Origin of the sequence: Sorangium sp. So ce448, from assembly GCF_051520915.1 — a bacterium.
Classification (GTDB): Bacteria; Myxococcota_A; Polyangia; order Polyangiales; family Polyangiaceae; genus Sorangium; species Sorangium cellulosum_B.
In genome coordinates, this window is record NZ_CP150343.1 from 1,427,561 (window position 1) to 1,451,991 (window position 24,431).

At 72.1% G+C, this 24,431-nt stretch carries 15 protein-coding genes and 1 riboswitch; of the genes, 11 read left to right on the plus strand and 4 right to left on the minus strand.

Going from position 1 to position 24,431, the window contains the following annotated elements:
* The first annotated feature begins 35 nt into the window (after positions 1-35).
* On the plus strand, positions 36-974 hold the full coding sequence (locus WMF45_RS05235) for a LysR family transcriptional regulator (RefSeq protein ID WP_437715859.1): 939 nt from the start codon (positions 36-38) through the stop codon (positions 972-974).
* Here the strand turns inward: WMF45_RS05235 and WMF45_RS05240 are convergent.
* Positions 962-1,456, minus strand: a complete 495-nt coding sequence (locus WMF45_RS05240) for a hypothetical protein (RefSeq protein WP_437715860.1) — start codon at positions 1,454-1,456, stop codon at positions 962-964. The genes WMF45_RS05235 and WMF45_RS05240 overlap by 13 nt on opposite strands.
* Positions 1,457-1,541: 85 nt before the next feature.
* Complete coding sequence (typA, locus tag WMF45_RS05245; RefSeq protein WP_373372266.1) at positions 1,542-3,428, minus strand: translational GTPase TypA; 1,887 nt, start codon at positions 3,426-3,428, stop codon at positions 1,542-1,544.
* A gap of 171 nt (positions 3,429-3,599) precedes the next feature.
* Positions 3,600-3,807, plus strand: a riboswitch (cobalamin riboswitch).
* Between the two features lie 240 nt (positions 3,808-4,047).
* Between typA and WMF45_RS05250 the strand changes: the two genes are divergently transcribed.
* Positions 4,048-6,249, plus strand: a complete 2,202-nt coding sequence (locus WMF45_RS05250; protein WP_437715861.1) for a TonB-dependent receptor — start codon at positions 4,048-4,050, stop codon at positions 6,247-6,249.
* Between the two features lie 13 nt (positions 6,250-6,262).
* Here WMF45_RS05250 and WMF45_RS05255 read toward each other — a convergent pair whose 3' ends face one another.
* Positions 6,263-6,757 (minus strand): hypothetical protein, encoded by a 495-nt coding sequence (locus WMF45_RS05255; RefSeq protein ID WP_437715862.1) that lies wholly within the window; start codon positions 6,755-6,757, stop codon positions 6,263-6,265.
* A gap of 432 nt (positions 6,758-7,189) precedes the next feature.
* Between WMF45_RS05255 and WMF45_RS05260 the strand changes: the two genes are divergently transcribed.
* The 9 genes from WMF45_RS05260 to WMF45_RS05300 all read left to right on the plus strand — a co-directional run bounded on the left by WMF45_RS05260 (position 7,190) and on the right by WMF45_RS05300 (position 23,945).
* Entirely contained in the window at positions 7,190-9,094 is a 1,905-nt protein-coding gene (locus WMF45_RS05260) for a hybrid sensor histidine kinase/response regulator (protein WP_437715863.1), read from the plus strand.
* A gap of 169 nt (positions 9,095-9,263) precedes the next feature.
* Positions 9,264-9,959 (plus strand): DNA-directed RNA polymerase, encoded by a 696-nt coding sequence (locus tag WMF45_RS05265; protein ID WP_437715864.1) that lies wholly within the window; start codon positions 9,264-9,266, stop codon positions 9,957-9,959.
* A 96-nt stretch (positions 9,960-10,055) separates the two neighbouring features.
* Positions 10,056-12,656 carry a sensor histidine kinase gene (locus WMF45_RS05270; RefSeq protein WP_437715865.1) on the plus strand — a complete coding sequence of 867 codons (2,601 nt, stop codon included), beginning with the start codon at positions 10,056-10,058 and terminating at the stop codon, positions 12,654-12,656.
* Positions 12,657-12,774: 118 nt separating this feature from the next.
* Positions 12,775-14,526 carry a protein kinase domain-containing protein gene (locus WMF45_RS05275; protein ID WP_437715866.1) on the plus strand — a complete coding sequence of 584 codons (1,752 nt, stop codon included), beginning with the start codon at positions 12,775-12,777 and terminating at the stop codon, positions 14,524-14,526.
* A 474-nt stretch (positions 14,527-15,000) separates the two neighbouring features.
* Positions 15,001-17,451 carry a sodium-translocating pyrophosphatase gene (locus WMF45_RS05280; protein ID WP_437715867.1) on the plus strand — a complete coding sequence of 817 codons (2,451 nt, stop codon included), beginning with the start codon at positions 15,001-15,003 and terminating at the stop codon, positions 17,449-17,451.
* A 153-nt stretch (positions 17,452-17,604) separates the two neighbouring features.
* Positions 17,605-17,808 carry a hypothetical protein gene (locus tag WMF45_RS05285; RefSeq protein WP_437297996.1) on the plus strand — a complete coding sequence of 68 codons (204 nt, stop codon included), beginning with the start codon at positions 17,605-17,607 and terminating at the stop codon, positions 17,806-17,808.
* A 223-nt stretch (positions 17,809-18,031) separates the two neighbouring features.
* Complete coding sequence (locus WMF45_RS05290; protein WP_437715868.1) at positions 18,032-20,518, plus strand: alkaline phosphatase PhoX; 2,487 nt, start codon at positions 18,032-18,034, stop codon at positions 20,516-20,518.
* Positions 20,519-20,526: 8 nt separating this feature from the next.
* Entirely contained in the window at positions 20,527-22,179 is a 1,653-nt protein-coding gene (locus WMF45_RS05295; protein ID WP_437715869.1) for a hypothetical protein, read from the plus strand.
* A 380-nt stretch (positions 22,180-22,559) separates the two neighbouring features.
* Entirely contained in the window at positions 22,560-23,945 is a 1,386-nt protein-coding gene (locus tag WMF45_RS05300; protein ID WP_437715870.1) for an MATE family efflux transporter, read from the plus strand.
* An 84-nt stretch (positions 23,946-24,029) separates the two neighbouring features.
* Here WMF45_RS05300 and panD read toward each other — a convergent pair whose 3' ends face one another.
* Complete coding sequence (gene panD, locus WMF45_RS05305; RefSeq protein WP_437297999.1) at positions 24,030-24,419, minus strand: aspartate 1-decarboxylase; 390 nt, start codon at positions 24,417-24,419, stop codon at positions 24,030-24,032.
* Positions 24,420-24,431 lie beyond the last annotated feature (12 nt).

Below are 24,431 nucleotides of genomic sequence, written 5' to 3' on the forward strand. Positions count from 1 at the left end.
CGCTCTCCGGCAGCAGCGCCCCGCGCCCCGGAGCCATGCTCGACTGGGACGATCTGCGCTACTTCCTCGCCGTCGCGCGGCACGGCAACCTCTCCGCCGCCGCGCGCGTGCTGAAGGTCACCCAGCCGACCGTGGGGCGGCGCGTCGCGGCGTTCGAGCGGCGCCTCGGGGCGAGGCTCTTCCAGCGCTCGCCGTCGGGGTTCGCGCTCTCGGCCGCGGGCGAGAGCGTGCTCGGCCACGCCGAGCGCATGGAGCAGGACGCGCTCGCGGCCGAGCGCGCCGCCGCCGGACGCGACGCGGGCCTGAGGGGCCACCTCCGTGTCACCGCGTCCGAGTGGCTCGCCACGCGCGTCCTCGGGCCGCTGCTCGTCCCGTTCCTCGCGCGCCACCCCGCCATCTCGGTCGATCTCATCGCGGACGCGCGCTGGCTGAGCCTGCCGCGGCGGGAAGCGGACATCGCCCTTCGCCCCGCCGCGTTCGAGCACCACGAGGTCTTCCAGCGCGAGGTCGCGCGGATCGGGTTCGGGCTGTATGCATCGGAGGCCTACCTCGCCGAGCACGGCCCGCCGGACTGGGGCCGGCAGTGCGAGGGCCACACCCTCGTCACCATGAACGACGAGCCTCCGGCGATCGCCGACCTGTCCTGGGTGCGCGCCGTCGCCGCGAAGGCCCGCGTCGTCGCGCGCACCAACGGCCGCGAGCCCCAGGCGACGATGGGGGCCGCCGGCGTCGGGCTCGTCTGCCTGCCGCGCTACCTGGGCGACGCGACCGCCGGCCTTTGCCTGCTCTCGCCGCCCTCGCCGCCGCCGGGGCGCAAGCTGTGGCTCGGGGTGCACCGCGATACGCGCGGGGTGCCGCGCGTGAAGGCGCTCGTCGCGTTCGTCGCCGACGCCCTCGGGCCGCTCCGGAGCGCCCTCGACCCCGGCGCGCGGCCGCGCGCGTCAGGCGACGAGCGCCCCCGCTACCGGCCCTGATCGCGCTGGCACGCCCTGAGCTCCTCGAACTGCGCGTCGCACGTCGGGGGCAGGAAATCGGTCGTGCATTCCCGAGCGCGCCCGCTCAGGCAATCGAAGAGCGACGCGATCGACGGCGCGAGGAAATCGCAGGGGATCCGGTCCGCGGAGGCGACGGTCTCGCCCACGCAGTCGAAGAAGGGGGCGGTCAGCGCGTTGCAGGGGCGCTGCTCGGAGAGCAGGTCGGCGCAGCGCTCGCTGCACCGGAGCTCCGGGCACGTGACGCCGGCGAAGAGCGAGCAGAAGAAATCGCACGAGGCCCTCTGCTCCTCGACGGAGGCCCCGCCGGAGCTCGCCGATGGCGACCCCACGGCCGCGCCGGCGCCCCCGGCGCCGTCGGAGCTCCCGGGGAGCCCGTCGACGACGACGGCCCCGCCGCAAGCGCCCGCCCCCGAGAGCGCGACGAGCGAAGCCAGGAAAGCGAAGAGCAGCGGCGTTCTCATCAGGGCATCCTAGCGTGCGGCAGGCAAGGCAGGGGCGCGCATCAAACGCCCCGCACGCCCCGCACGTCCGGCGCGCCCCGGCCGCTCACTCCACGGCTTGCGACTGCTCGATCGCGTCCTCGCGGCGCTCCCGGCGGTTGCACGCGAGCACCTTCTTGCGGACGCGCACCGCGTCGGGCGTGACCTCGACGAGCTCGTCGCCGTCGATCCACTCCATCGCCGTCTCGATCGTGAGCAGCCGCGGGCTGGCCAGGAGGACGTTCTCGTCCTTGCCGTGGTTGCGCACGTTCGACAGCTTCTTCTCCTTGATGACGTTGACGTCGGTGTCGTTCGGCCGGTTGTGCTCGCCGATGATCATCCCCTCGTAGACCTCGACGCCGGGGACGATGAAGAACATGCCGCGCGGCTGCAGGTGGTGCAGCGCGTACGGGGTCGCCACGCCGACGCGATCGGCGACGATGGCGCCGGTCGGGCGGCGCATCATCGGGCCGCCCCAGGGCGCCCAGCCGTCGAACATCGTGTTGAGCAGGCCCGTCCCGCGCGTCGCCGTCAGGAACTCGCCGCGGAAGCCGATGAGCCCGCGGGACGGCACCCGGAACTCGAGGCGGGCGCGGCCGAAGCCGGGGTTCGTCATCTTCACCATCCGGCCGCGCCGGGAGCTGAGGCGCTCGGTCACGATGCCGACGTAGGTGTCCGGCACGTCCACGACCACGAGCTCGAGCGGCTCCATCACCTCGCCGTCGATCTCGCGCGTCACCACCTCGGGGTTCGAGAGCTGCATCTCGTACCCCTCGCGCCGCATCGTCTCCACGAGGATCGCCAGCTGGAGCTCGCCGCGGCCGAGCACAACGAACGTGTCGGGCACCTCGGTCGGCTCCACCCGGATCGCGAGGTTCTTCATCGCCTCGCGCTCGAGCCGCTCCTTCAGGTGACGGCTCGTCAGGAACTTCGACTGCTTGCTCTTGCCGGCGAAGGTCGACGTGTTGACGCCGATCTTCATCTTGATCGTCGGCTCCTCGACCACGATGCGCGGCAGCGCCTCGGGGTGCGCCGGATCCGTGATCGTGTCGCCGATCGTGACCGCGTCGAGCCCGGCGATCGCGATCACCTCGCCCGCGACGGCGCTCTCGACCGCGACGCGCTTCAGCCCCTCGTAGGCGTAGAGCATCTTCACGTAGCCGCGCGACTGGCCGCCCTCGCCGAGGAGCGCGACGTCGGCGCCGGACCGGGCGGTGCCGCGGACCACGCGGCCGACCGCGAGCCGGCCCACGTACTCGTCGTGGGTCGTGTTGCAGACGATGACCTGGAGCGGACCGTCGGGGTCGCCGGAGGGGCCGGGGACCCGCTCGAGGATGGTCTCGAAGAGCGGCTCGAGGTCCTTCGCCTCGTGCTCGAGCTCCCGCTTCGCCTGGCCGAACTTCGCGATCGCGTAGAGCGTCGAGAAGTCCATCTGCGCATCGCTGGCCTCGAGGTCGCAGAAGAGGTCGAACACCTCGGAGAGCACCTCGTGGGCGCGCGCGTCGCTCCGGTCGATCTTGTTGATGACCACGATGACCGGGAAGCCGCGCTGGAGGCACTTCGACAGCACGAAGCGCGTCTGCGGCAGCGGGCCCTCGGCGGCGTCGACGAGCAGGAGCGCCCCGTCGGCCATCATGAGCGTGCGCTCGACCTCGCCGCCGAAGTCGGAGTGGCCGGGCGTGTCGACGATGTTGATCTTGACCCCGCGGTACCGGATGCTCGTGTTCTTCGCGAGGATGGTGATGCCGCGCTCCCGCTCGAGGTCGTTCGAGTCCATGACCCGCTCGGCCACGACCTCGTTCTCTCGGAAGGCGCCCGACTGGCGGAGCATGTGATCGACGAGGGTCGTCTTCCCGTGGTCGACGTGGGCGACGATGGCGATGTTGCGGAGATCGTTACGGGGCATATACGGCGGCGGCCGTGTAGCACGCGACCCACGGAGGAGCGAGCCCATCCTCGCTAGAGCCCGAACGTTCGGCCTGCACGGCAGGCGTGCGTCGAGGCGCTCGGATGAAGAGCGGGAGGCGCGCGCGAGGCGCGCGCGTGGCGCGGGCGGCGCAGAGAGCGGCGCGCGACGAGCGGGCGAGCGGAGCGGTAGCGATTGACAGCCGAAGGCGCACGGTCCTAGGGTGCGCGCCGTGCTGGTGCCCGGGCGTTCGCCTGGGCCGAAGAGGGAACCCGGTGAAATTCCGGGGCTGCCCCGCAGCGGTAAGCGAGAACGACCTCCACCCCATGCACTGGCCCGCCGAGGGCTGGGAAGCGGTGGACAGTAGGGAGCCGGTCAGACCGGAGCGCTCGCGAGCCCGAAGACCTGCCAGCGCCCGGCGGCGGGAGACATCCGGCGCCGGTTCGACCTGGGAGCCTCGAGGGAGGCGGTGAGGTCCGAGCCGGTGCAGCTCCACCTCTCTGCGCACGTCCCGGATACCGAACCGCCCCCGCGTCGCCTTCCGGTCGCCCGCGGGGGCGAGAGGTCGGTCCAGCGCACCGTGCGATGGCCAGCCATTTCGTCCTCGCGGAGCTCGACGCGAGCGGCCCGACGCCGCTCCGCGCGATTGCGGCGAAGGAGGACACGAATGCTGCGCGAGACGGTCACGACGAGCCACGGGCACCGCCATCCATTTCATCTGTTCGCCGCACTATCCATGGTGCTGGCCGCCGCGCGGCCCGCGCGCGCCGAGGGCGCCACCCCCGAGGCGCCCGCTGCCCCGCCGGAGGCCGCCGCCGCGGCGCCCACCGGCGAGGGCGCGCCCGCGGGCGACGCCGCGATCGAGGTCACGATCCAGGCGGAGAAGCCGGGCAGCGAGGCCGCGTCGCGCGTCTCCGTCGGACACCGGGAGCTCGAGCTCAGGCCGAGGCTCCGGCCGGGCGACCTCCTCGAGTCGGTCCCCGGGCTCTTCGCCGTGCAGCACGCGGGCGGCGGCAAGGCGAACCAGTACTTCCTCCGCGGATTCGACGCGGATCACGGGACCGACGTCGCCTTCTTCGTCGACGGCGTGCCCGTCAACATGGTCAGCCACGGCCACGGGCACGGCTTCACCGATCTCTACTTCATGATCCCGGAGCTCGTGACAGGGCTCGACGGGTACAAGGGGCCTTATTACGCGAACATCGGCGACTTCGGTACGGCGGGCGCCGTCAACCTGCGCTTCGCCGAGAAGCTCGAGGAGAGCTACGCGCAGGTCAGCCTGGGGCAGTACGGTATCCAGCGCGGTCTCGTCATCGCCTCGCCGGATCTCGGCGACACGTGGCGCGCGGTGGCCGCGGCGGAGATCTACCGGAACGACGGGCCGTTCCTGAGCCCGGAGCGCCTCAAGCGCTTCAATGTGTACCTGCGGGCCACGCACGATCTGGGCAACACGGGGAAGGTCCAGATGACCTGGATGTCGTATGGATCGACCTGGAATGGCTCCGGCCAGATCCCCGCGCGCGCCGTGTGCGGCGAGGGCGAGCAGGGCGGGTTGAACCCGCCGCCCTCGGCGTTCGGACAGCCGTGCATCGACCATTTCGGCGCCGTGGATCCGACCGAGGGCGGGGCGACCGAGCGGCACATGGCGTCCGTCGCGTACTCGACGGCGTGGCGGGACGCCGATCTGAGCGCGCTGGCCTACCTCGTCCGGTACCGCTTCACGCTGTACTCGAACTTCACGTTCTTCAGCGAGGACCCGGTCCACGGCGACCAGATCGAGCAGAACGACGACCGCACGGTCGGGGGCGCCGATCTCCGGTTCCGCAGGCAATACGAGATCGGCGGGGCGAGGTTCACGACCTCGCTCGGCGCGCAGATCCGCGCGGACGCGATCGACAAGTCCCTCCACCACGACGAGGCGCGCGAGCGGATCGAGGAGAAGAGCAGGACCCACGTCGATGAGAGCCAGATCGGCGTCTACGTCGAGCAGGACGCCCGGCTCCGGCGCTGGCTCCGCGTCGTGCTCGGGGCGCGCGCGCAGTGGATCGACGTCAACGTGGACGATCCGGGCGAGGACCTCGAGGCGGCGGGGAACAGGTCGAGCGGCGCCCGGGGACAGATGCAGCTGCTCCCGAAGCTCACGGCGATCGTGTCGCCGGTCGAGGGGGTCGATCTCTTCGCCCACTTCGGGCGGGGCTTCCACTCGAACGACGCGCGGGGCGCGGTGCTGGGGGAGGGGGCGGCGACGCTGATCACGCCGGCGACGGGCTACGAGGTCGGCCTGCGGGTCGCGCCCTTGCGCGGGCTGTCGCTGAACGGGGCCGCGTTCCTGCTCGACCTGGACTCGGAGCTGGTCTGGAGCGGCGACGCGGGCGCGACCGAGGCGTCGGGGCAGACGCGGCGCTACGGGATCGAGATCGGCGGGCGCTACCGGCTCCAAAGCTGGCTCTTCGCCGACGTGGACGCGACCTTCACCCGCGCGCGCTTCCGCGAGAACGCCGGCAACGCGAGCGCTGTCGCCCTCGCGCCGACCCGGACGCTGACCGCGGGCGTCGGCGTCCGCCCGACGTTCGGCGCGTTCACGCCGTTCGCGGCGCTGCGGGTCAAGGCGATCGCCGCGCGGCCCGCGACCGAGGACGAGTCGCTCACCGCCGAGGGGTTCACGGTCGTCGACGCCAACGCCGGGCTGCGGTGGAAGAACGTCGAGGTGGCCGTGGACGTCCAGAACCTCTTCGACACGACGTGGCGCGAGGTCCAGTTCGCGAGCGCGTCGCGGCTGCCGTACGAGCCGGCCCCGGTCACCGGGATCCACTACTCGCCGGGGTGGCCGTTCACCGCGATCGGGCGGGCGACGCTGTACTGGGAGTAGGCGCAGCGCCGGCTCATGTCCGGCGGAGGTCCTCGCGCAGCGCGTCGAGCGATGCCCGGAACGCGGCTTCGCTCACGGCGGCGCCCGTCACCGCGGGCAGGAGCTCTGCGAACATCTGCCAGGCTTCCCCGATGTCACATACCCTGTGCGGATAACGCTGGCGGGCAACGAGCGTGAGCCCTGTCACGACGCTGCGAACCATCGCCGCATGGAACCCCGAGCCCTCGAAGACGACCGCTGAGCACCTGATGGTCGCGCTCGCCTCCGCGAGGAAGCTCGCGATCGCCCTGCGCGCGGGCGCCGATGGCAACGGCGCCCCGCTCTCGACGAGGGTGAGCAGCCCTATGCCGCGCGGGTGCTTCTTCGCGAACTCCGCGCACGCATCCCTCAGGTGGCGCGCGCCGTCCTCGGTCGTCTCGCGGCGCCAGATGACACAGAAGATCTGGTGCCAGGAAGCCAGGATGTAGTCCGGTTGTCTGGTGACCAGGTGCCAGGGGTCAGGATGCATGAGCGTGCTCGTCCTGGAGCGGTCGCAGCGGAGATGCTCGCGGGGGCCTCACGGTACACCGGCCAGGGTACACGGGCGTTGCTTCGCCGGCGATACGCGCGCACACCAACTCGAGCGTGAGCCACCGGGCGTCGGCAACGGATCGGCGGCGCGCGCCCTCGGAGCTGATGGGCAAGACAACCCCGGTGCCCTCGAGGTCGGGTGGCTCGCACTGGACACGTTCGGTGGCTCCACAATCGATGAGTCTGTCTTGACACCCTTGAACCGCTCCAGCGGCCGCCGGCGGGCGCCCTCGACGCGGGCTCATGTGGCCATTGCTGTGCTCGTCACTCGCCGCTGCTGGCCACGATGGCCGCTCGCGGACGCGGAGAGCAGGACAGGAAGGGAGAGCATCGCGTGGCGAACGTGTACCCATGCTGTAGGCTGTGCGGCATGGATCCGACGGGGCTCGGCGCCGATCTGCAATTCCGTCTGCTGGTCGAAGGGGTGAAGGACTACGCCATCTTCATGCTGGACACCGAGGGGCGCGTGACCACGTGGAACGCCGGCGCCGAGCAGATCAAAGGATACTCCGCGCAAGAGGTGATCGGCTCGCATTTCTCGCGCTTCTATCCGGCCGAGGCGATCGAGCGGAAGTGGCCGCAGACAGAGCTCGCCGAAGCGCGGCGCCTGGGCCGCTTCGAGGACGAAGGCTGGCGCGTGCGCAAGGACGGCTCGATGTTCTGGGCGAACGTCATCATCACGGCCCTCCACGGCCCCGACGGCGAGCTGCGCGGCTTCTCCAAGATCACGCGCGATCTGAGCGAGCGCAAGCGCCAGGAAGAGTCGCTGCGGCAGAGCGAGGAGCGCTTCCGCGCGCTGGTCGAAGGCGTGAAGGATTACGCCATCTTCATGCTCGACCCCGACGGCAGGGTGGCCACGTGGAACGCCGGCGCCGAGCGGATCAAGGGATACTCCGCGCAGGAGGTGATCGGCTCGCACTTCTCGCGCTTCTATCCGGCCGAGGCGATCGCGCGCGGCCGGCCAGAGGCGGTGCTCGCCGCCGCGCGGCGCGAAGGCAGCTTCGAGGACGAAGGCTGGCGCGTGCGCAAGGACGGGTCGTCGTTCTGGGCGAGCGTGCTCGTCACGGCCATCCACGGCCCGCGCGGCGAGCTGCGCGGCTTCTCCAAGATCACGCGCGACCTGAGCGAGCGCAAGCGCCTGGAGCAGATGGAGTCCAACGCGCGCCAGATGGAGGAATTCGTGGCGATGCTGGCGCACGAGCTGCGCAATCCGCTGGCGCCGATCGCCAACGCGACCAGCGTCCTCAAGCTCGAAGGGAAGGACAACGCCCAGGTCGTCTGGGCAGCCGGCCTGATGGAACGGCAGCTCGGTCAGCTCGTGCGGCTCGTCGATGACCTGCTCGACGTGAGCCGCATCACGCGCGGGAAGATCGCGCTGGAGTCCAAGCGGATCGATCTCGCCGACGTCGTGACGCGCGCGGCGGAAGCGTCCCGGACCTGGATCGACGCGCGCGAGCAGACCCTGGAGCTGCAGCTGTCCGCCGAGCCGCTCGCCATCGTTTCGGGCGACCTGGCGCGGCTCACGCAGGTGGTGAGCAACCTGCTGCACAACGCGGCCAAGTTCACGCCGCCGCGCGGCTCGATCCGGGTCACCGTGGAGGCGGAGGACGCGCACGCGATCCTCCGTATCCGCGACAGCGGCGTGGGGATATCGACCGAGCTGCTGCCGCAGGTGTTCGATCTGTTCACGCAGGGGGATCGCGGCCTCGATCGCGTCGAGGGCGGGCTGGGCCTCGGATTGACGATCGTGCGCCGGCTGGTCGAGCTGCACGGCGGGACGGTCCAGGCGCTCAGCGAGGGGCCCGGCCGCGGCAGCGAGTTCATCGTGCGATTGCCGCGGCTGACGCGCCCCCTCGCGCCGCCGACGGCGGGCGCTCCCGCGACGAAAGCCGGGCGCACGCTGCGCATCCTCGTCGTCGACGACAACCGCGACTCGGCCGAGAGCATGGCGCTGCTGCTCAAGCGCATGGGCAACGACGTGCACGCCGTGTTCGACGGCCCCTCGGCGCTCGAGCTCGCGGCGCAGCTCCGGCCGGACGTCGTGCTGCTCGATATCGGCATGCCGGGCATGACAGGGGTTGACGTCGCGCGCGCGCTGCGTCGCATTCCGGGCCTCGCGGGCCTATCGCTGTTCGCGATGACCGGTTACGGCCAGGAATCGGACCGCCGCATGACCCGGGAGGCCGGGTTCGACGTGCACCTGGTCAAGCCGATCCGCGCGGAGGTGCTGAAACAGCACCTGGCGGAGATCGCCAATCGTCCTGGACCCGGCTGAGCGCCTCATCCCGTCGCGCGCCCCGGAGGCGGCGGCGACTCCGCCGTGGCGTCGCCAGGCACCCTCGCGGCGAGCGGCTCGTCGGCCCGCTGTAAGCTGCGCCCGGCCGTCCCGTTGCGAAGAGGTGCGCCGCGGCGATCTCGCCGGGGCCTCCTCAACGAGGGCTTCCATGCCGTTCTCCGTCCACACGACCCACGCCGCGGCGCGCTGGCGCCTGTCCACGGCGTCCGCCCCGCTCTTTTTGGCGCTCCTGTCGCTCCTCCTCCTGGGCTGCGGCCCCCGCCTCGTCCCGTTCACGCACGAGCTCCGGGTGCAGCACGACCTGAGCGACAGCGACGTGAAGAACCTGCAATTCTACGTTTCGCATCAGATCGCGCTGCGCCGCGAGCTGACGGCCGAGAGCTCGCAGGTGACGAGCAGCCACAAGCTCCTGCTCGTCTCCGGGAAGGTCATCGAGGAGGTCGTCGTCGAGGAGCGCACGCCCGGCGTCGTGGTCGCAGCTCGCGGCGGCGCCCTGTCGGTGAGCTTCGAGCCCGGCGCGTCGCTCACGTTCTCCGCAGGCCCCGAGCCCTTCGGGCCCGCGCCGCCCGCGCCGTCGTTCCCGGGCTTCGCGACCCCGCCCGATCCGTTCCCCGGCAACGCGGAGCCGCTCCTGGCCAGCCCGAGCGCGGCCGGGGACGGCAGCGGCCCCGGCGGCAACTACTGGCTCGCGGCCGGGCCCGGCCGCGAGATCCGTTACCAGGGCAAGGTGTTCTCGGCCATCGAGGACAGCCTGCGGGCGCACCTCCTGATCGACGCCGACGCGCTCGACGAGGTCGTCGAGCGGCGCACCGTCCTCCCGGGCGTGCGCCTCCCCGCCCGCTGACGCGCGGAGGCGCGCGCCATCGCAACGGCGCGCCGTCGCACGTGGGGGCGCGCCGTTGCGATGGCGCGCGCCCTGCGCTTCCATGCCGCCCGTCCCGTGACCACGCTGCCGCCGCCCCCGCCCGCCGCGCCCCGCGCCCCGCGCGTCCGCGCAGAGCTCGTCGCGACCGGCTGGGAGCTGTTCTCGGCGCTCCTGTTCCTCTCCGCCGTCGTCCCCGCCGCCTTCACCACGCCGTGGCCGGCGATCCTCCTGCTCGCCTCCCTGGCCGCCTCGGCCGCGTTCTCGGGCGCGCTCACCCGCCGCGGCGACCGCGGCTTCGCCGTCGCGGCGGCGATCCGCACCCTCTCGTGGCCGCTCGCTGTCTTGCCGCTCGCGTTCCGGGGCGCCCCGACCGCGCCCCCCTCCTGGCCAGGGCCGCTCGGGATCGGCCGCGCGACGCCGCCGTCGTGGCTCGGCCTCCTGGTGACCGCGGTCGCCTTCGGCGTCATGGCGGGCGGCATGCGCCGCGCGATCTACCGCGCCCTGCTCCGCGAAGGCGCCGTCGACGGCGGCGCCGGAGACGCCGCCTCGGCGCGCGCCCTCGCCGCGGCGCTCCGGCCGAGGCTCGCGGAGTCAGCCGCGACCGCGGGCATCGTCGGCGGGCACGTCATGCTGCTCTTCTGCGTCGCGTTCCTCCGCACCCAGAGCCAGGTCGTGTTCCAGGCGTGGTTCGAGGTCGTCCCCCTCCTCGCCCTCTCCGGCACCCTCGGCTTCACGCTCGCCGTGCGCCCCGCCACGCGCCCGATCCTGGCCGCCCTCGCGGCCGGCCCTTCCGGCGCCCGCGCCCTGCTCGGCCGCGGCCTCGCCCGCGCCGAGCGGCTCCCGGGCGTGCTCGCCTCCTTGAACTTCGCGCTGTGGCTCGGGTGCACCGCGATCGGCATGGCCTACGTGCGCGTCGGCGCCACCTCCAGCGTCGCCGACGCGCTCATGCAGCTCGGCTTCGGCGCCCTCTTCGCCTTCGGCGTCTCGTTCTACCAGCGCGCCTGGCACAAGGACTCCGTCGCCCGCGCGGTGGACCTCCTGCGCGCCTGGACGGGCGCGCCCGAGCACGGCGGCGCGCCCCCGACGCCCCTCCGGCGGCGCATGCTGCGCGACTTCGGGCTGCCCCTTCTGTTCACGGGGCTCCTCTCGCTCTTCTCCTCGATCGGCCTCTACCGCGCGCTCGCCACGGGCTCGTCGTTCGACGAGGACTTCAACGCCATCGCCGCGCTCTTCGCCTCGCTGTCCCTCCTCGTCCTCGCCGCCCTCGGCGTCGTCGCGCGGGCGGCGCGCGAGCTCTCCCGGCCGATGGCGCGGCTCGCGCGCGCCGCGGACGAGGTCGCGCGCGGCGAGCTCGACGCCGCCGTGCCGCGGCTGTCGGGGCCCAAGGAGGTCGTGGGCCTCGGGGAGAGCGTCGAGCGCATGCGGCAGGCGCTGTCCCGCACGATCGCCGAGCTCGAGGCCGAGCGCGCCGGCCTCGAGGAGAACGTCGCCGCGCGCACCGCCGAGCTCACGCGCGCCCTGTCCGAGCTGAAGCGGACGCAGGCCGCGCTCATCCAGGGCGAGCGGCTCGCCTCCATCGGCGAGCTCGTGGCCGGCGTGGCGCACGAGATCTACAACCCGCTGAACGCCATCGCCGGCGCCGCCCAGCCGATCGAGGAGCGCGCCGCGGAGCTCCGCGCCGTCCTCGACGCGTACCGCGAGGCGGAGCGCGATCTCCCGGGCGAGCGCCGCCGCGCGCTCGAGGCGCTCCGCGAGCGGCTCCAGACCGAGGCGGCGCTCGACGATCTCGCCGGCATCTCGACCCTCGTCCACCGCGCGGTCGAGCGCAGCGTCCGCATCGTCACCAACCTGAAGAGCTTCTCGCGCGTCTCGGGCGAGCCGCTGCCCGCCGATCTGCACGCGGGGCTCGAGGAGACGCTGCTCCTGCTCGGCCCGCGGCTCCGGCAGGGGCGCATCGAGGTGATCCGGCGCTACGGCGAGCTGCCGCCCGTCACCTGCCGGGGCGGCGAGATCAACCAGGTGTTCATGAACCTCCTCGTCAACGCCATCCAGGCGCTCGAGGCGCCGCCGGCGCCCGCCGCGCCGGCAGAGGAGGGGACCTCCGGCGGCGGCGCGGCGCCGCGCGCGCCCGGCGAGCCGGTGATCTGCATCGAGACCTGGGTCGACGACGACATGGCGGCCGTCGCGATCTCGGACAGCGGGCCCGGCGTTCCGCCGGATCTCGCCCAGCGCATCTTCGATCCGTTCTTCACAACGAAGCCGCGAGGGCAGGGGACCGGCCTCGGGCTGTCGATCTCGACCGAGATCGTCCGGCGGCACGGCGGCACGCTCGCCCTCGCGCCAGAACCGGAACCAGAAGGAGAAGACGGGGACGGCGGCCGCGGCGGACACCCGTGCCGCGGAGCGCCGGCCTCGGTCCACGGCGCGCGCTTCGTCTGTCGCCTGCCCCTCGATCCTCGCCCGGCGAGCGCCCGTCCGCAAGGCGATACCCCTCCTCCCGCGCGGCCGCCCGCGGAGGCGAGCCCGCCCGAACGGCCGTCCGCGGAGGCGAGCCCGCCCGCGCGGCTTGGCTTGGCTTGGCTCGACGAGACGAGCGCGTCATCGGCGCCGGTCTCCCACCCCACCTCCACACGGAGCTCGCACGATATTCATCGCAACCCGACCGCGGGCCCGTAGACCAGCTGTTTCAAACCGGATACGTTCAGCGAGCGATCCGACTCACCGCACAGCGCAATAGGGCCCTGAGAGACGAGAACGGCTCTTCTGGGGAGCGCTGAGGAGAAACGAAGGCACCATGGAGCGCGCGATTCAGCGACCGGCAGGTCCCAAGGCTTCGAGCACCGATCCGTTGATCGGGAAGGTCGTGGCCGGCAGGTACCGGCTCGAGGCACGGCTTGGCGAAGGCGGCATGGGCGTCGTTTATCGCGCTCGCCACGTGCTGATCGACCGGGTCGTCGCCCTGAAGCTCATCCGGCCCGATCTCCGCGGAGAGACCCATCTCCGCGCGTGGATGCTGCGCGAGGCGCGCGCCGCAAACCGCGTTGATCATGCCCACATCATCGATATCCACGACATCGGCGAGACCGAGGAGGGCGAGCTCTATCTCGTCATGGAGTACCTCGTCGGCACGCCGCTCTCGGCGGAGCTCGCGCGCGGCCCGATGCCGATCGCGCGCTCGGTGGACATCCTCGAGCAGATGTGCGCGGCTCTCGCGCGCGCCCACGACCTCGGCGTCGTGCACCGCGATCTGAAGAGCGACAACATCCTGCTCACCCACCGCGGCGGCCGGAAGGATTTCGTCAAGATCCTCGACTTCGGCCTCGCCGCCATCGCGCGCGACCCGCGCCTCGCCCCGAAGGGCGCGGTCTTCGGGACGCCCGAGTACATGTCGCCCGAGCAGGCGCGCGGCGAGGAGGCGACGGCGCAGTCCGACCTCTACGCGCTCGGCGTGCTCTTCTTCGAGATGCTGACCGGGCAGCTCCCCTTCCGCGCGAACGACCGCGACACGCTCCTCGAGATGCAGCGGACCCACGCGCCGCCGCGGCCCCGCTCGATCCGCCCCGACGCGCACGCGCAGGGCGAGGCGATCGTGCTGCGCCTGCTCGAGAAGGACATCCGCAAGCGCTACCGCGACGCCCACCACCTCCAGGAGGAGCTGAAGGCGCTCCAGCGCGGGCTCCCGGCCCACGCGTGGGAGGTCGAGGGGAGCGACGGCGTGCCGGTGCCGCCGCCGCCGCCGCCGCCGCAGAGCGCGGGCGTCATCGAGTGGGCGAGCCGGGCGGCCCTGTTCTCGCGCATGGTCTCCCGCGCCTATCCGTCCGGGCAGGTTCCGCAGGAGGTCCAGAACGGCCTTGCGCAGGCCTGGGACCTCGCCGCGCGTGCCAACAAGCTCGAGGGCGAGGTCGCGAGCCTCACCCGCAAGCTCGAGGCGCTCGAGCGCCGCGGCCGCGCGCTGCGCGCCGAGATCGGCCGCAAGGTCGAGGAGCTCGCGCACGAGGAGTCGCGCGTGATGCGCGAGGCGATGGCCGACGGCGAGGACGTCGAGAAGGTCCGCGTCGAGCTCGCCGCCGCCGAGAAGCTCGCGCTGTCCGCCCGCCAGCTGGCGGACGGGGCGGTCCGCCAGGGCAACCACGATCCGCTCGTCTACGAGCGCGCGGGCGCGGCCGGCGCGACCGCGCAGGCGAAGCGCGAGCAGCTCGGGCGTTACGAGCACAAGAAGAACACGCGCGAGGCGAACGCGCGCGACCTGCGCCGCCAGATCGACGAGCTCCGCGCCCAGCTCGCCCGCTACGCCGAGGCCCTGGAGGAGGACCTGGCGCAGGGGCGCGAGCGCGTCGCGGCGCGCACGCGCGAGGGGCTCGCCTACGAGAAGTCGTTCAGCGAGGCCTCCAACCTGCTGCTGAGCCACCTCCGCAACAAGCCGGAGTGTCGGGATCTCGTGGCGGAGCTCCTCACGTCCCACGCCAGCCCTGGCGCGGACTCGGGCTCGGATCAGCGGCTCTCCGGCTCGGATCGGCGGCTGAACACCGCGACCGAGCGCAACTGAACACGGACGAGGACAGCTGAACACGATCGAGCGCAGCTGAAAGCGTCCGGGCGCAGCTGAATACGGCCGGACGCGACAGCGTGTGACAGCGTTCGGTCGTGCGCGCTTCTTTCTTTCACCATCGTACGTAATCTCCCTAAGTTATCTCCTGACGTCGCGCCGCTGACAGGCCCTCTCGTCGGGGGCGCGCATCGCGCCCTCTCGACGGCGTCTCGGGTGCATGGTAGCTAGCGCGCGCCTCGGGGGTCCGGTCACGGTGGAGGCATGCCTGGCAGCACTGGGCACTCCGTCACCCTCCGGTCGTCGAGGGACGAGGCTGTGCTGAAGCGTCGGCGTTAGAGCAAGAGCCCCTCCGGCAGCGCGCCGGTCCCCTTCCCCTTTACGCAGGCGGCCAACCCCTCGGAACCACGAAGCAGCAGGCGGCGATGGCGCCGTCCTCCCTGCCTCGGTTTTTGCGATGGAGGCACACCGTCCATGAACGTTCTCCGGTCCCAAAAGGCCTGGCTCGCACCGATGCTGGCCGGGCTCGCCGCGCTTGCCCTGCTGCTCAGCGGCGGGCTCGCCAGCGCCAGTGAATCCGATCTCGTCCTTCCCGACCTAAGCACCCAGTCCTTCGGTGGCATCGACGGCCGCACGCTCCTCATGGCCGGCATCGGCGTCTGCGCGCTCGGGTTCGTGTTCGGGCTCGTCACCTTCTCGCAGCTGAACAAGCTGCCGGTCCACCGCGCGATGCGGGAGATCTCGGAGCTCATCTACGAGACCTGCAAGACGTACCTGGTCACGCAGTTCAAGTTCATCCTGGTCCTCGAGATCCTGATCGGCGCGGTCATGGTTCTCTACTTCGGCGTGCTGCGTCACATGGAGGCCACGAAGGTCGTGGTCATCCTGCTGGCCAGCCTGGTCGGCATCGCCGGCAGCTGCGGCGTTGCCTGGTTCGGCATGCGCATCAACACGTTCGCGAACTCACGCGCCGCGTTCGCGAGCCTCAAGGGCAAGCCGTTCCCGACGTACGCGATCCCGCTCAAGGCCGGGATGAGCATCGGCGCCGTCCTCATCAGCACCGAGCTCATGCTCATGCTGATGATCCTGCTCTTCATCCCTGCCGACTACGCCGGCCCGTGCTTCATCGGCTTCGCCATCGGCGAGTCGCTCGGCGCCTCCGCGCTCCGCATCGCGGGCGGCATCTTCACGAAGATCGCCGACATCGGCTCGGACCTCATGAAGATCGTCTTCAACATCAAGGAAGACGACGCGCGCAACCCGGGCGTCATCGCCGACTGCACCGGCGACAACGCCGGCGACTCGGTCGGCCCGAGCGCCGACGGCTTCGAGACCTACGGCGTGACCGGCGTCGCGCTCATCTCGTTCATCCTCCTCGCCGTCCCCGACACGGCCGTCCAGGTCCAGCTGCTCGTCTGGATCTTCGTGATGCGCATCGTGATGGTCCTCGCGAGCATCGGCTCGTACCTCCTCAACGAGGCGATCGCGAAGGCGTCCTACGCCGACGCCGACAAGATGAACTTCGAGGCCCCCCTGACGCGCCTCGTCTGGCTGACTTCGATCGTGTCGGTCGCGCTCACCTACGCCGTGTCGGCGTTCATGATCCCGAACCTCGGGGGCGACACGACGCTCTGGTGGAAGCTCTCGTCGATCATCACCTGCGGCACCCTGGCGGGCGCCATCATCCCGGAGATGATCAAGATCTTCACCTCGACCGAGTCGGGCCACGTCCGCGAGGTCGTGACCGCGTCGCGCGAGGGCGGCGCCTCGCTGAACGTGCTCGCGGGCCTGACGGCCGGCAACTTCAGCGCGTACTGGATGGGCCTCGTCCTGGTCGTGCTGATGGGCATCTCGTACTACTTCTCCTCCCTGGGCCTCGGGCAGCTCATGATCGCCGAGAGCGTCTTCGCCTTCGGCCTCGTGGCGTTCGGCTTCCTCGGCATGGGCCCGGTGACCATCGCGGTCGACTCCTACGGCCCGGTGACCGACAACGCGCAGTCGGTCTACGAGCTCTCGCTCATCGAGAACGTCCCGAACGTCGAGGCCGAGCTGAAGAAGGACTTCGGCTTCACCCCGAACTTCGACAAGGCGAAGCACTACCTCGAGGAGAACGACGGCGCGGGCAACACCTTCAAGGCGACGGCCAAGCCGGTGCTCATCGGGACGGCGGTCGTCGGCGCGACGACGCTCATCTTCTCGATCATCGTCGTGCTCACGAACAAGCTGACGACGAACGTGGACAAGCTCTCGCTGCTCCACCCGCCGTTCCTGCTCGGCCTCGTGACGGGCGGCGCGATCATCTACTGGTTCACCGGCGCGTCGACCCAGGCGGTCTCGACAGGCGCCTACCGCGCTGTCGAGTTCATCAAGGCGAACATCCGCCTCGAGGGCGTGGAGAAGGCCTCGATCACCGACAGCAAGAAGGTGGTCGAGATCTGCACGCAGTACGCGCAGCGGGGGATGTTCAACATCTTCCTCGGCGTCTTCTTCTCGACGCTCGCCTTCGCCTGCCTCGAGCCGTTCTTCTTCATCGGCTACCTCATCAGCATCGCGCTCTTCGGGCTCTATCAGGCGATCTTCATGGCGAACGCCGGCGGCGCCTGGGACAACGCGAAGAAGCTCGTCGAGGTGGAGCTGAAGGAGAAGGGCACGCCGCTTCACGCGGCGACGGTCGTCGGCGACACCGTGGGCGACCCCTTCAAGGACACCTCGTCCGTCGCGATGAACCCCATCATCAAGTTCACGACGCTGTTCGGCCTCCTCGCGGTCGAGCTGGCGATCGAGATCGACCGCGGGACGAGCCTCGTTCTCGCGGGCATCTTCTTCGTGCTCTCGACGGTGTTCGTGTACCGCTCCTTCTACGGGATGCGGATCAAGTCGGACGAGAAGGCGACCGCCGCTGCCGGCGCCCGCGCCACGGCCTGAGCCGGGCGTCTCCTCTCGCGCTCGGCGCTCCCCGCGCCCTTTCGCTCCCCTCTCGCACGCGCTGACCTCCCCCGCCGCCCGACGCCGCTCCGCGGCCTTCGGCGCGCAGGGGAGGGCCTTGCGCCCAGCGCGCCCGCACTATAGGGAGCCTTCATGCGAGCGCTCTGCCCCACCTGCGGCCTCCATCACGAGGTAGTCCGGGTCCTCGAAGACGGACACGGCGAGCAGCGCAAGGACGTCTATCAGGTAGAGCCGCTCCTCGGCTGCGAGCGCACCTGGATCTCGGACAGGGAGCTGCTGGAGGCGCGCGCGCGCTTCGGTCAAGACGTCGTCGTGCCCGACGAGGACGACGAGTAGCGCGGCGACGACGGCCGCGCGGTCATGACGAGCAACGCAGCTCCGCTGTTCCTCTGAGGGATCTTCGCCGTGGCCCCGTTGCATGGCCGCCGGTCGGGCGGTGCTCCTGACACGCCCGATCGAGGGTCAGGGGATCTCTGACAACAACTCGTCGCGTGAGGGGCATTGGGGCGCCACCGTCGCCAGGCATCGTCTGCGGCCATTACCCGGCGGAGACGAGGACATGATGACGAGGCGGACCCTGAGGACGGCGTTGCTCCTGGTGCTCGCAGGCGGTCTTGCCGCGATCGGGAGCGGTTGCGGCGAGGATGGCGCGAAGGGCGCGCCCGGGGCGCCCGGTGAACAGGGCGCACCGGGCAAGGACGGCGCGAACGGTGAGCAGGGGGAGCCTGGGGCGCCCGGTGAGCCTGGGGCGCCCGGTGAGCCTGGGGCGCCTGGTGAGCCTGGGGCGCCCGGAGCGCCTGGTGAGCCTGGGGCGCCCGGTGAGCCCGGGGCGCCCGGCGAGCCTGGGGCGCCCGGTGAGCCCGGAGCGCCCGGTGAGCCCGGGGCGCCTGGTGAGCCCGGGGCGCCTGGTGAACCTGGAGCGCCAGGGGAGCCCGGTGAGCCCGGCGAGGACGCGCCGGTGTGGAGCAGCGCCGCGAACCTCGCGCACTACGTGAGAGAGCGCGTCGCGCTGTTCGCCACAGGCAACTTGCCCGAGGGCGAGCAGTTCCCGCTCCGCGCGGCCGCGACCGATACCATCCGGGCGCTCGCCGGCGTGCGCTCCGACATCGTGGTGACCTGGCTCGATCCGCTGACCTTCAGCACCGCGCCGGAAGCGCCCCGCTTCGGCGCCAACAACGATTACACCGCGTTCTTCGGCGAAGGGTGGGCCGCCACCGCGGGCGACGCGCCGCAGTGGAACGGCTCCGCCAACGCCGGGTGGCTCTGGGTCAACCACGAGTACGTCTCCGGGCGGAGCCCGACGGTCAGCTCCGCGCCGACCGGGCAGCACCTCACGCTGGCCCGGCACCTGCGCAAGCTCGGCGTCCTCACGAATGATGTCGAGTCGAACGTCTGGTCGCAGGCGGACGTCGACACCTATATCCGCTGGGAAAAGAAGGAGGTCGGCGGCTCCTGGCTCCGGACCGTGCAGGACCCGGCGACGGGCGCATGGTCGGTCGACCGGAGCGCGACCGCCGTCCGCTACGACGCGACGAGCAAGACGCTGAGCCGCCTCGCGGGGCACGAGCTCTCGAGTCCGGGCCACGACGACACGACAGGCGCGGCGCTCGCGGGCGGGCTCGTGGCCGGCATCATGGGCGACTGCGCCGGCGGGCAGACGCCGTGGGGCACGGTGATCACCGCCGAGGAGAACGTGCAGGACTACTACGGTGATCTCGAGGCGAGCTGGTCGGGCGATCAGAGGTTCCTCACCGGCCGGGGCTTCGACCCGGGCGCGCCGGTGAGCCCGGTCTTCGAGGCGAGCACCAGCGCGGAGTTCGGGCGCATCTCCGATCCGAACGGCCGTCAGCCGCGCGACCATTACGGTTATCTCACCGAGATCGACCCGGGGCAGCCCGCGGGCGAGTACGACGGCAAGACGCAGCCGGGCACGGGCCACAAGAAGTTCGGCTTCATGGGCCGCGCCCGCTGGGAGGCCGCGACGTTCGCTGTCGACGACGCCTGGAGGCTCGTGCCCGGCCGGCCGATCGTCGTCTACGGGACCGACGATCGCCGCGGCGGCCGCATCTACAAGTACGTGACCAGCGGCGCGTACACGGCCGGGATGACGCGGGCGGCGATCCGCGCGCTGCTCGATGAGGGCAAGCTCTACGCGGCGCACATGGCCGGGCTCGACAACACGACTGGCAACACCCTTGTCGCGACCCACGCGGCCCCGACCGAGGCGGCCCCGGGCACGGGGCAGTGGATCGAGCTCTCCGTCGACAGCGCCGCCATCGCGCCGAACGCGGCCGCGCTCGGCGACCCGGCCAGGACCGTCGGCGACGCGCTGCGCGACGTGAGCTGGAACCGGATCGGCGGCTTCCAGACGGATTACGACGTCTGGCGCGCGCTGTTCACCGTGAGCAACAAGGTCGGGATCATGGAGCTGAACCGGCCCGAGGACATCGAGTGGAACCCGCGCGACCCGAGCGGCACGCCGCGCCTCTACGTGGCGTTCACCAACCACACGGGGCAGACGTCGCTCGATCAGGACGGCGCGGTCTTCGATCCGGCGACCCACCCCACCCAGTCCCCGAAGCGCGCGGACGCCGTGGGCTCGATCTTCGCTCTGGAGGAGTCCGACCCCGCGAACCCGGGCGCGTCGACCGAGTTCCTGTACTTCGAGGTCTGGCACGGCGCGAAGGGGAAGGGCGACTTCGACGCCTCCTGCCCGGACAACCTGCTCCTCGACCGCGATGGCGGCGTGTGGTTCGGCACCGACGGCAACTTCGGCGTGGCCTCGCACGCGGACGCCTTCTACTACCTCGATCTCGACCCCGCCCACCGCGCGGGCCAGCCGGGCGTGACCCAGCCGAGCTTCGGCAAGGCGTTCCGCGTCGTGGGGCTGCCGAGCGACGCGGAGGCGACAGGCCCGTCCTTCACGCCCGACATGGGCACGATCTTCATGTCGGTGCAGCACCCCGGCGAGAACGCCTACAGCACCTGGCCGAAGGGCGACGCCTCCCTGTCGAGCGTGATCGCGGTCACCTTCCTGCCCGAGTGATCCCCGCGATGCCCGCCCGCCGTGCGCGCCTGCTGTCCGCGCCCCTGGCCTTCGCGGCGGTGTCCGCCGTCCTCGCCGCGGGCGCGCGCTGCGGCGGGGGCGGCTACGACCCGCTCGCCACCGCGGCCGCGCGCGCCGGGCGCGCGGGCAACCCCGAGGCGTCGATCCCGCCGATGTGTTACGCGACGACGGCCAGCGGCGCGAACGGCTGCTGGACGTGCCACACGATCGGGATCGGCCCGAACACGCTCGCCGATCACGAGCTCCAGCGCGAGACCAGCTTCTCGGACGCGGCCCGGAAGAACCCCTGGACGAACCTGCTCGAGGACCTCTCGGCCGCCGCCGCCCGGACGAGCGACGCGGAGATCCTCGAGTACATCCGGGAGGACAACTACGCGCCGCTGCGCGAGGCGCTCGCCGCGCGCCGGGATTACCCGGGCTACGTGCCGGATCTCGACCTCGGCGCCGGGCTCGACGAGGAGGGCTTCGCGCGCGACGGGAGCGGCTTCCGCGCGGTCCGCTACAAGCCGTTCCCCGGCAGCTTCTGGCCCACGAACGGCAGCGCCGGCGACGTCTTCCTCCGGCTGCCGGCCGCGTTCCGCGAGGACGCCTCGGGCGCGCCGTCGCGCGAGGTGTACAAGCTGAACCTCGCGCTGCTCGAGGCGGCGATCGCGTCGCCGTCGCCCCTGCCGAGGGAGGGCGCGGCCGGGCCCGCCGGCGCGGCCGCCGGGCGGGAGGTGGAGCCGGTGAGCGAGCTCCTCGCCGGCTTCGATCTCGACGGCGACGGCGCGCTCGAGCCCGCTGTGACGCGCGTCGTCCGCCTGCCCGCGCGGTACGCCGGCGGGGCGGCCGGCGTCCCGGTGCGGGCGTGGCTCTACCCGCGCGGGGCGGAGCTGCTGCACTCGGTGCGGTACCTCGACCCGGAACGCCCGGCGCTGCTCGCCGCGCGGATGAAGGAGCTGCGCTACGCGCGCAAGGTCGACGAGCCGGACGACTGGGCGATCGCGCGCGCGTACGAGCGCGAGGCGGAAGAGAAGGCGGAGGGGCAGCCGCCGTTCCACCCGGGCGGGCCCGAGGTCGGCCTGCGCAACGCGTTCGGCTGGCAGATCCAGGCGTTCATCGAGGACGAGCAGGGCCGGCTGCGGCTGCAGACCGCGGAGGAGCACCGGGCGTGCATGGGCTGCCACGGCGCGGTGGGGGTCACGGTGGACCACACCTTCTCGCTGGCGCGCAAGGTGCCCGGCGCGGCCGGCTGGCGGCACCAGGACCTGCGCGGCATGCCCGACGTGCCGCAGGCCGGCCACGCGGAGCCGGAGGTGCTGACCTACCTGCGCCGCGCGCGCGGGGCCGACGACTACCGCGGGAACGCGGAGATGCTCGCCCGCTTCTTCCCGGGCGGCGCGCTCGACGAGGCCGAGGTGCGGCGCGGCGCGCCAGGCGGCGACCGCGATCTCGCGTACCTCGTCGCGCCGTCGCGCGAGCGGGCCCTGCTGCTCGACAAGGCCTACCGGGCCCTGGTCCGGATGCAGCGCTTCGAGGCGGGGCGGGATGTGACGCTCGGGCCCGCGACGGGGATCCTGCGCGTCGTGGAGGGCGAGTCGACGGGCCTCGGCGAGGCGCAGCGCGTGTACCTCGACGGGCGGGCGCACCTCGCCTGGTGACGGCTGGGGCGCGGGCGCGACGAGGGCGGGGCGACGCGCGGGGGGAAGAAGAAAAAACGCAAAGACGCAAAGACGCAAAGTCGCAAAAAAGAGAGAGAATTGATTGAGCGCTGCTGGGCGCAGAGCGATGGCCGAAGCACGGAAATGGGCTGTCGTCCAAGCCCACGCCCGGAGCTGAGAGAGGTCCTATCTCTCTCCCTTGCGTCTTTGCGCCTTTGCGCCTTTGCGTTTTCTTCTCGTTCTTCTCCTCTCGAGCCGGCTCGTTCGATTTCTCGATAAGCTTTCGTAACTGTTGATCTTTTAGATCTTTACCCCACCTCCGGCGAGCGCGCCCACCCCGGCGCGCTATGGTGGCGCCCCTTCGTCGAGCCGGTGAACCCTTGAACCTTGCTTCCGCCCCTCTCGCCGCGGACAGCGCGCGGTCCGAGCTGCGCGCCCTCGCGCGCCTCGCGCTGCCGATCGCGGTGGCGCAGGCGGGGCTCGTCGCGATGGCGCTCGTCGACGTCGCGATCGTGGGGCGTGTCTCGGTGAACGAGCTCGCCTCCTGCGCGATGGGGAGGACGATCGTCCACACGAGCAACGCGCTCGGGATGGGCGTCTCGGCCGCGGTCGATCCGCTCGCGTCGCAGGCGATCGGCGCCGGTCGCCCGGGGCTGGCGTGGGCGGCGCTGCGCGCGACCCTGCGCGCGAGCCTGCTCGTCAGCGTCGTCGCGTTCGGGGCCGCGCTCGCGGCGACCTTCGCGCTCGCGCCCATGGGCGTCGATCCGGCGCTCGTCCCCGGCGTGCGCCGGTACATCCTCGGCCACGCGCTGTGGATCTTCCTCTGGCCGGTGTTCCTCGCCGGGAAGAACTTCCTCCAGGCCCACGGCGCGACGCGGCCCGCGCTCGTCGCCGTCGTCGCGGCGAACGCGGTCAACGTCGTGGCCTGCAACCTGATGGTCCGCGGCGACGAGGCGCTGCGCTGGGTGGGCCTGCCGCCGCTCGGCCTGCCGCAGCTCGGCGCGCTCGGCGCGGGGCTCGCCGCGAGCCTCGCCAGCGCGGTGCTGTCGTCGATCGTGCTCTTCGCGGCGGGGCGACGGCGCGGGGCGCCCCGCGAGGAGGAGGGCGCGGTGCCGGTGGCGGTGATCTACCGGCTCGGCGTGCCGATAGGGCTGCAGCTCCTCGCCGAGGTCGGCGTGTTCGGGATGACGGCGCTGCTCGCCGGGCGGCTCGGCGCGACCGTGGTCTCGGCGCACCAGATCGCCATCGGGCTCGCGTCCTTCACGTTCATGGGCGCCATCGGCGTCGGCGGCGCCACAGCCGTCCGCGTGGGGCACGCGGTCGGCGCGGGCCGGTCGCCGCTGCGCCCCGGCGTGCTCGGCCTCCTGCTCGGCGCCGGCCTCATGTGCGTGAGCGCCTCGATGTACGCCGCGTTCCCTCGCGCCCTCATCGGCGCGTTCACCCCGGACGCCGACGTCCTCGCCATCGGCGTCCCGCTGCTCCGCATCGCCGCGCTCTTCCAGCTGTTCGACGGCGTCCAGGCGGTCGCCGCCGGCGCGCTGCGCGGGGCAGGCGACGTGCGGTTCCCCTTCTGGGCCAACCTCGGGGCCCACTGGGCCTTCGGCTTGCCGCTGTCGATCGGGCTCGCCTTCGGGCTCGGGCTGGGCGTCCGCGGGCTCTGGTTCGGGCTCACCGCGGGGCTCATCGCCGTCGCGGCGGGGCTCTCGGCGCGCTTCGTCCGGCTGGCCCGCGCGCCGCTCCCGCGGGCGCTGCCGCACGCCGGGTGACGCGCGCGCTCCGCCGGTTCGCCGGGCGCGCGGCGCGGGCGCGTCTCGGGCGAGGCGCGAGGCGCCCGGCTGGCCCGCGCGCGCTCAGTTGGGCGCGAGCGGGCCCGGCGTCTCGGGCGGCTGGTCGGCGAGCGGCCGGTTGCGCCCGTCGACGCGGAGCACGCGCGGCGTGTGCCGCCGCGCCTCGGCGTCGTCCATGTCCGCGAACGTCGCGATGATCACGAGGTCGCCGGGCTGATTGAGGTGCGCCGCCGCGCCGTTGATGCACACGACGCCCGAGCCGCGCGCCCCCGCGAGCGCATACGTGGTCAGCCGGGAGCCGCGCGTCACGTTCCAGATGTCGACCGCCTCGTACGGCAAGATGTCGGCGGCCTCCAGGAGGTCGGCGTCGATCGTGACGCTGCCCTCGTAGTGCAGATCCGCGTGGGTCACGGTCGCGCGGTGGATCTTGCTCTTGAACATCCGTCGGTTCATGCGTGATGCCCT

Coding starts and splice junctions, on each gene's coding strand:
- WMF45_RS05235 (WP_437715859.1), top strand. CDS start 36: ATGCTCGACTGGGACGATCTGCGCTACTTCCTCGCCGTCGCGCGGCAC.
- WMF45_RS05240 (WP_437715860.1), bottom strand. CDS start 1,456: ATGAGAACGCCGCTGCTCTTCGCTTTCCTGGCTTCGCTCGTCGCGCTC.
- typA (WP_373372266.1), bottom strand. CDS start 3,428: ATGGGCTCGCTCCTCCGTGGGTCGCGTGCTACACGGCCGCCGCCGTAT.
- WMF45_RS05250 (WP_437715861.1), top strand. CDS start 4,048: ATGCTGCGCGAGACGGTCACGACGAGCCACGGGCACCGCCATCCATTT.
- WMF45_RS05255 (WP_437715862.1), bottom strand. CDS start 6,757: ATGCATCCTGACCCCTGGCACCTGGTCACCAGACAACCGGACTACATC.
- WMF45_RS05260 (WP_437715863.1), top strand. CDS start 7,190: ATGGATCCGACGGGGCTCGGCGCCGATCTGCAATTCCGTCTGCTGGTC.
- WMF45_RS05265 (WP_437715864.1), top strand. CDS start 9,264: ATGCCGTTCTCCGTCCACACGACCCACGCCGCGGCGCGCTGGCGCCTG.
- WMF45_RS05275 (WP_437715866.1), top strand. CDS start 12,775: ATGGAGCGCGCGATTCAGCGACCGGCAGGTCCCAAGGCTTCGAGCACC.
- WMF45_RS05280 (WP_437715867.1), top strand. CDS start 15,001: ATGAACGTTCTCCGGTCCCAAAAGGCCTGGCTCGCACCGATGCTGGCC.
- WMF45_RS05285 (WP_437297996.1), top strand. CDS start 17,605: ATGCGAGCGCTCTGCCCCACCTGCGGCCTCCATCACGAGGTAGTCCGG.
- WMF45_RS05290 (WP_437715868.1), top strand. CDS start 18,032: ATGATGACGAGGCGGACCCTGAGGACGGCGTTGCTCCTGGTGCTCGCA.
- WMF45_RS05295 (WP_437715869.1), top strand. CDS start 20,527: ATGCCCGCCCGCCGTGCGCGCCTGCTGTCCGCGCCCCTGGCCTTCGCG.
- panD (WP_437297999.1), bottom strand. CDS start 24,419: ATGAACCGACGGATGTTCAAGAGCAAGATCCACCGCGCGACCGTGACC.